This window comes from Caballeronia glathei (assembly GCF_000698595.1).
In the GTDB taxonomy this organism is placed as follows: Bacteria; Pseudomonadota; Gammaproteobacteria; order Burkholderiales; family Burkholderiaceae; genus Caballeronia; species Caballeronia glathei.
Map to the genome: position 1 here is coordinate 1 of NZ_JFHC01000268.1, position 763 is coordinate 763.

At 52.3% G+C, this 763-nt stretch carries 2 rRNA genes; both read right to left on the reverse strand.

Annotation, left to right across the window (positions count from 1 at the left end):
• Positions 1-57: 57 nt before the first annotated feature.
• Positions 58-171: ribosomal RNA gene (gene rrf, locus BG61_RS38710) — 5S ribosomal RNA — on the reverse strand.
• Positions 172-399: 228 nt separating this feature from the next.
• Positions 400-763 (reverse strand): 23S ribosomal RNA (locus BG61_RS38715); the annotation flags it as partial.

Sequence of the window (763 nt, forward strand, 5' to 3'; positions counted from 1 at the left end):
GCCAAACGCAAAAACCCCACCTTTGCGGGGTGGGGTTTTTGTTTTGCAGCATGAGGAGCCTGACGATTACCTACTTTCACACGGGAGGTCCGCACTATCATCGGCGTGGAGTCGTTTCACGGTCCTGTTCGGGATGGGAAGGGGTGGTACCAACTCGCTATGGTCATCAGGCATGACTTGTTGTTGCGTCGTTTGCGGGGCAAACGCCACAACCAATCTGGGAAGAAGTAGTCGAACTGCGGGGTTTAAGCGCGTTCGGTGTTACGGGTGTTACTTTGGGCTGTGCTTGTATGGGCACAACACTTAATCTCAACCTTGTCGTTCTGTGCCCCCTTCGGGGGTGGGGTCCAAGTAAGTGCTAAAGCACTAACTTTGACCGACACAAAACACACTGGTTATAGGATCAAGCCTTACGGGCAATTAGTATCAGTTAGCTTAATGCATTACTGCACTTCCACACCTGACCTATCAACGTCCTGGTCTAGAACGACCCTTCAAGGGGATCAAGTCCCCGGGGATATCTCATCTTAAGGCGAGTTTCCCGCTTAGATGCTTTCAGCGGTTATCTCTTCCGAACATAGCTACCCGGCGATGCCACTGGCGTGACAACCGGTACACCAGAGGTTCGTCCACTCCGGTCCTCTCGTACTAGGAGCAGCCCCCTTCAAATATCCAACGCCCACGGCAGATAGGGACCAAACTGTCTCACGACGTTTTAAACCCAGCTCACGTACCTCTTTAAATGGCGAACAGCCATACCCTT